The following is a 6370-nucleotide window of genomic DNA, read 5'->3' as shown; positions in this document are numbered from 1 at the left end:
CGGCTCCGGCCGCAGCCCGTCTCTCGAGTCCCTCGTGGCCGACCGCCTCCTCGAGCGCGGGGCCGAAGGCGGCGCCGCCTGGGACGCGTGGCGCCGCGAGGACGGGGCGTGGCTCGTGCGCGCGGCCTTCCGCGCGGGCGGGCGGGAGCGCCGCGCCACCTGGTCCTTCGACCTCCAGCGCGCCCACCTCGAGGCCCTCGACGACGAGGCCCGCTGGCTGTCCTCGGTCGACGTCGACGAGGCGCCCCCCGCCTCGGCCCCCCGTCTCGCCGCCGTGCGCGAGCAGGTCTACGACGTCGACGAGGGCGGCACCGCCCGCCCCGCCGCCCGCGACGACGCGCCCGTCGACCTCGCTAGCCGGCGAGGGCGCCCCTCCCCCGCCGGCGCCGGGCGCGACGAGCGGACCGGAGCCGAGGGCCTCACGACGAGCGGTGCCCAGACCGGCGCCCAGACCGGCGCCCAGACCGGCGCCCAGACCGGCGACGAGGTGGGCGGCGAGGACGACGCCGCCCGCGCCGAGGCGGACCGGCGCGAGCGGGCGGGCCGCACGCTCGACCTGCTCGAGCACCTGCGCGGCCGCCGCGGTCGCCGCCAGCCGCTCGCCGACCCCGACGACGAGGAGCTGGAGGCCCTGACCTGGGCCGAGCTCGAGGCGCTCACCGGGCCCCGGGCCGACGAGGAGACCGACGAGGAGGCCGAGGGCGGGTCCGAGGGCGCCGGCGAGGACCCGTGGGACGCGGCGGGCGAGCCGCCGGCGGCCCACCCGCCGGCCTCGCGCCCCGAGGAGGCGGTCGACGACGGCGTCCTGGCGCTCGAGCCCCTGCCGGAGGCGGTCGACGGCTGCGTGGTCAAGATCGCCCTGGCCGAGGCGACCGGGCGCTTCCACCTGGCCACGGGCACGACGATCATCCAGGGGTGGCGCTCGCTGACCCGTTGGGCCACCGGCTACTTCGGCGTCTACGTCGTCGTCTGGGGCTTCGTCTACGGCGCCACCGCCATGACGGCGAGCGCCCTGCCGCTCGCTGCGCTCTTCCCCGACGTCATGCCCCTGCCCGCGTGGGGCGCGCTGTGCGGCGTCGCGGGCCTCGTCCTGGCCGTGACGAGCCGCTACGCCGTCTTCGAGAAGATCATGACGGTCCTCATCGGCGTGATGTTCCTCGTCGTCGTGGGGCTCGCGGTCCTCGTCGCACCGGACGTGCCGGCGGTGCTCGCCGGGCTCGTCCCCCGCCTGCCCGACGGGTCGGTCGTCTACACGCTCGGTCTGGTCGGCGGCGTGGGCGGCACCATCACGATGGCGGCCTACGGGTACTGGGTGAACGCCAAGGGGTGGCGCGACGCCGGCTGGGTGCGGGTGATGCGCTGGGACAACCGCATCGCCTACGTCACGACGGGCGTCTTCGTCGTGGCCATGCTCGTCGTGGGCGCCGAGCTGCTCAACGCGGCGAGCATCAGCCTCACCCAGGGCGACCGAGGGCTGCTCGACCTCGGCGAGGTCCTCGAGGACCGCTTCGGCCCCGTCGTGGCGACGGTCTTCCTCGTCGGCTTCTTCGCGGCCGCCTTCAGCTCCCTGCTCGGCGTGTGGAACGGGGTGAGCCTCCTCTTCGCCGACTTCGTGGCCACCATGCGCAGCAGCACCGGCTCGCCCGCCCGCGCGGAGCACCCCGAGCGCTCCCTGCCCTTCCGGGCGTTCGTCCTGTGGCTCACCTTCCCGCCCATGCTGCTGCTCCTGGTGGACCAGCCGTTCCAGCTCGTCCTGGCCTACGGCGTCCTCGGCGCCCTCTTCATGCCCTTCCTCGCGGGCACGCTCCTGTGGCTGCTCAACACCGGACGCGTCCCGCGGGAGTGGCGCAACCGGTGGCTGAGCAACGTCCTGCTCGTCGCCGCCGGCCTGCTCTTCGTCGTCCTCTGCGTCGAGCAGCTGCGGGGCTACCTGTCCTGAGCACCGCCCCCGGGAGGAGCCGTCGGGGCGGGACGGCGGGACGCGACGCCCCGGGCGCGTCCCGGGCGGCACCCGGGCGCGCCAGCCGGCCGCCGGCCTCGGGGGCCCGCGCGCCGCACTAGTCTCGGCCGGCGTGGCTCCCGAGAACACCGCCCCCGCCGAGACCCCCTCCCCCGCCGCCGGCGCCCCCGCCGCGCGCTACGACGCGGGGCTCGCGGCGCAGGTCGAGGCGCGGTGGCAGCAGCGGTGGCTCGACGACGACGTCTACGCGGCGCGCACCCCCCGCGAGGGCGGCAGCACCGCCTTCGTCATGGACATGTTCCCGTACCCCTCGGGCGCGGGCCTGCACGTCGGCCACCCCCTGGGCTACATCGCGACGGACGTCTACAGCCGGTACCTGCGGATGTCCGGGCGAGAGGTGCTCCACACCCTCGGCTACGACGCCTTCGGGCTGCCGGCCGAGCAGTACGCCGTGCAGACCGGCACCCACCCGCGGACCTCGACCCTCGCCAACATCGCGACGATGCGCGAGCAGCTGCGCCGCCTCGGCCTGGGCCACGACCCGCACCGCTCGATCTCGACGATCGACCCCGCCTACTACCGCTGGACCCAGTGGATCTTCCTGCAGGTCTTCGGCTCCTGGTACGACGCCGAGCAGCAGCGGGCGCGGCCGATCACCGAGCTCGTGGCCGCCTTCGAGGACGGGTCGCGACCGACGCCCGACGGGCGCCCGTGGGCCGACCTGACCGCGGTCGAGCGCGACGACGTCCTGTCCCGGCACCGCCTCGCCTACGCCGACGAGGCGCCCGTCAACTGGTGCCCGGGGCTGGGCACGGTGCTCGCCAACGAGGAGGTCACGGCCGAGGGGCGCTCCGAGCGCGGCAACTTCCCCGTCTTCACGGCCTCGCTGCGCCAGTGGAAGATGCGGATCACGGCCTACGCCGACCGCCTCGTCGACGACCTCGAGCCGCTCGACTGGCCCGAGGCCATCAAGGTCCAGCAGCGGCACTGGATCGGGCGCAGCCACGGCGCGCACGTGCGCTTCGCCGTCGAGGGCGGCGAGGCCGCGGGCGACGGCGTCGTCGAGGTCTTCACCACGCGCCCCGACACCCTCTTCGGGGCCACCTACCTCGTCCTCGCCCCCGAGCACCCCCTCGTCGACACGGTGCTGCCGGCGGCCTGGCCGGACGCCACTCCGGCGGGAGACCCGCTGCCGCAGAGCTGGACCGGCGGCGCCGCGACCCCCCGCGAGGCCGTGCACGCCTACGCGCGCCGGGCGGCCGCGCGCACCGACGCCGAGCGGCAGGCCGAGGGGGCGGCCGGCGCCAAGACCGGCGTCTTCACCGGGGCCACCGCCACGCACCCGGCGACGGGCGAGCAGGTGCCCGTCTTCGTCGCCGACTACGTCCTCATGGGCTACGGCACGGGGGCGATCATGGCCGTGCCCGCCCACGACCAGCGCGACTTCGACTTCGCCCGCGCGTTCGACCTCCCCCTGCGCTGCGTCGTCACCCCGGCGGACGACCGCGGGCTCGACGCCTCCACGTGGGACGACGCGTGGACGGCGAAGGACGGCGCGGTCACGGGGTCGGACTCCCGCGGGCGCCTCGGGGACGACGGCGTGGTCCTCGACGGCCTGCCGGTGCCCGAGGCCGTGCAGCGGATGTCGGCGTGGCTGGACGAGCGCGGCCTGGGCCGGGCGACGACGACCTACCGGCTGCGCGACTGGCTCTTCAGCCGCCAGCGCTACTGGGGCGAGCCCTTCCCCGTCGTCTACGACGAGGACGGCGTCGCCCACGCGGTGCCGGAGGACCAGCTGCCCGTCGAGCTGCCCGAGGTGGACGACTACTCGCCGCGGACCTTCGACCCCGACGACGCCGACACCTCCCCCGAGACGCCCCTGTCGCGCCGCGAGGACTGGGTGCACGTCGAGCTCGACCTCGGCGACGGCCCCCGCCGGTACCGCCGCGAGACCAACACCATGCCGAACTGGGCGGGCTCGTGCTGGTACGAGCTGCGCTACCTCGACCCGGACAACACCGAGCGCCTCGTCGACCCCGCCCTGGAGTCGGCCTGGATGGGCCCCCGCGAGGGCAAGCCGCTGGGCGGGGTCGACCTCTACGTCGGCGGCGCCGAGCACGCCGTCCTGCACCTGCTCTACGCGCGCTTCTGGCACAAGGTGCTCCACGACCTCGGCCACGTGAGCTCCTCGGAGCCGTTCCACCGGCTCTTCAACCAGGGGATGATCCAGGCGTACGTCTTCCGCGACGCCCGCGGCATCGCCGTGCCGGCGGCCGAGGTCGAGGAGGCCGAGGGGCCGGCGGGCACCGCCTGCACGTGGCAGGGGCAGCCGGTCACGCGCGAGCTCGGGAAGATGGGCAAGTCGCTGAAGAACGCGGTGGCGCCCGACGAGATCGCCGCCGAGTACGGCGCCGACACCCTGCGGCTCTACGAGATGGGCATGGGCCCCCTCGACGCGGCGCGCCCGTGGGAGACCCGGGCCGTGGTCGGGTCCTTCCGCTTCCTCCAGCGCCTGTGGCGCAACGTCGTCGACGAGACGACGGGCGAGCTGCGCGTGACGGACGAGGCGGTCGACGACGCGACGGCGCGGGTCCTCGCCCGCACCGTCGACGGCGTCCGCCGCGACTACGAGGGGCTGCGGTTCAACACGGCCCTGGCCAAGGTCATCGAGCTCAACAACCACCTCGTCAAGCGCGGCTCGACGCCGCGCGCCGTCGCCGAGCAGCTCGTCCTGCTCGTCGCACCGCTGGCGCCGCACGTCGCCGAGGAGCTGTGGGAGCGCCTCGGCCACAGCACCTCCCTGGTGCGCCAGCCCTTCCCGGAGGCGGAGGAGGCCCTGCTCGTCGAGGACGAGGTGACCGCCGTGGTGCAGGTCCGCGGCAAGGTGCGCGCGCGCCTGCAGGTGCCCGCCGACATCACCGAGGACGACCTGCGCGAGCGCGCCCTCGCCGAGGGCGCCGTGCAGCGGGCCGTCGGCGACGCCGTCGTCCGCAAGGTCGTCGTGCGGCCGCCGTCGCTCGTCAACGTCGTCGTCTGAGCCCGGCTCCCGGCGCCCTCGCCCCCGTCACCTCTCTCGCGCCGACGCCGAGGAGCCGTCCGCGAGCGTGACCGCGCGCGGTCGTGCTCGTGGACGGCTCCCCGGTCGGTCGGCCGCGGGCGCCCTCAGCGGGCGGCGTCCGAGGACGCGGTCGCCGCGGCGACGGCCGCGTCGATCCGCTCCTGCACGCGGCGCTCGGCCGCCCGGCGGCGCCGCACGACGACGACGAGGACGAGGCCCGCGAGCAGCAGCAGCACGAGCTGCGGCCACGGGACGGTCCAGACGACCAGGGGCACGCTGTCGCCGACCGGCTCCGCGTCGAGGACGTCGGCGCCCACGGGCGCGCCCTCGACGACGACCCGGCCGCCGGAGCGGAGCAGGCCCCACACCGACAGGTCGGTGCTCGCCGGCACGACCTGCCCGGGCAGCAGCTCGCGCCAGCTGTCGGAGGCGGTCGCCCCGAGGGCGTCGACCGGCCCGGAGACGCGGACGTCGGAGGTCGCGGCCACGCGCACCTGGCCCGCGTTGCGGACGCCGTAGGTGACGAGCACCGAGCCGCTGGAGAACGGGTTCCACGAGGGCCGCCACCGCGCCTCGACGTCCTCCGCGACGACGGCGGCCCGGACGTCGCCGGTCACCCGCAGGTGCAGGCGCACGCCGACGCGCGCCGCCACCTCGAGCGGCTCGTCGCCCTCGGGGAGGACCTCGGCGACGACCCCGGCGGGGTGGTCGCCGGGGACGACGTCCGCCGGCACGGTCGTCGTGAGGGGCACCGCGACCTGCTGCTCCGGCGCGAGCGCGACGACGACGCCGCCCTCCCCGTCGTCGGCGCCCCCGGGCACCTCGCCGAGGGAGACCCACGCGCCCGAGCCGCCCGGCGTGCTGCCGGCCGGCGCCACGTCGAAGGCCTCCCCGGCGCCGACGACGCCGTCCCCGACGTGGACGCGGAAGCGGGCCGCGGCCGGGCCGAAGTTCGTCACGAGCACCTCGTCCTGCCCGGTGGCGCCGGGCGCCAGGGACTGGCGGAGGGAGACGCGGCCGTCGGCGGCGCCGCCCGAGGACGGCTGCACCGTCCACGTCGTGCGGCCGTCGGCCGCGGCGGCGGCCTGCTCGGGGGCCTGGTCGGGGGTCTGGTCGGGGGCCTGGTCGGGGGCCTGGTCGGAGGTCTGGGCGGGGGCCGGCGCGGGCGCGGTGGCGACCGCGGGCGGCGCGAGCAGCAGCCCGGTGAGGGCGGCGACGAGCACCGCGGGGACGACGACGCGCCGCATGGGGACCTCCTGGGCCGGCGGGACTGCTCGGATCGGGTCGAGCGGGTCGGGTGGAGCGGGGCGCCCGCCCGCCCCGGCGGGGCGGGCGGGCACCGGGTCGGGGCC

At 76.6% G+C, this 6370-nt stretch carries 3 protein-coding genes and 1 pseudogene; 3 read left to right on the top strand and 1 reads right to left on the bottom strand.

What is annotated here, in order from left to right:
* Positions 1-34 precede the first annotated feature (34 nt).
* The 3 genes and pseudogenes from sepH to HLB09_RS20010 form a co-directional block, all read left to right on the top strand.
* Positions 35-550 (top strand): annotated as a pseudogene (gene sepH / locus HLB09_RS20410) (septation protein SepH); the annotation flags it as partial.
* 255 nt (positions 551-805) lie between these two features.
* Positions 806-1939 (top strand): Nramp family divalent metal transporter, encoded by a 1134-nt coding sequence (locus HLB09_RS20405; RefSeq protein WP_409373003.1) that lies wholly within the window; start codon positions 806-808, stop codon positions 1937-1939.
* A gap of 133 nt (positions 1940-2072) precedes the next feature.
* A complete protein-coding gene (locus tag HLB09_RS20010; protein WP_171203495.1) occupies positions 2073-4997 on the top strand; it encodes a leucine--tRNA ligase in 2925 nt (974 codons plus the stop codon).
* 125 nt (positions 4998-5122) lie between these two features.
* On the opposite strand, the gene HLB09_RS11410 is transcribed toward HLB09_RS20010, so the two are convergent.
* The coding region (locus tag HLB09_RS11410; RefSeq protein WP_246235171.1) for a hypothetical protein at positions 5123-6370 on the bottom strand (1248 nt) is incomplete at its 5' end.

Source organism: Pseudokineococcus marinus (assembly GCF_013004605.1).
Classification (GTDB): Bacteria; Actinomycetota; Actinomycetes; order Actinomycetales; family Quadrisphaeraceae; genus Pseudokineococcus; species Pseudokineococcus marinus.
The sequence above is the reverse complement of the archived record's forward strand: the minus strand, read 5'-3'. Positions and strand labels throughout refer to the sequence as shown.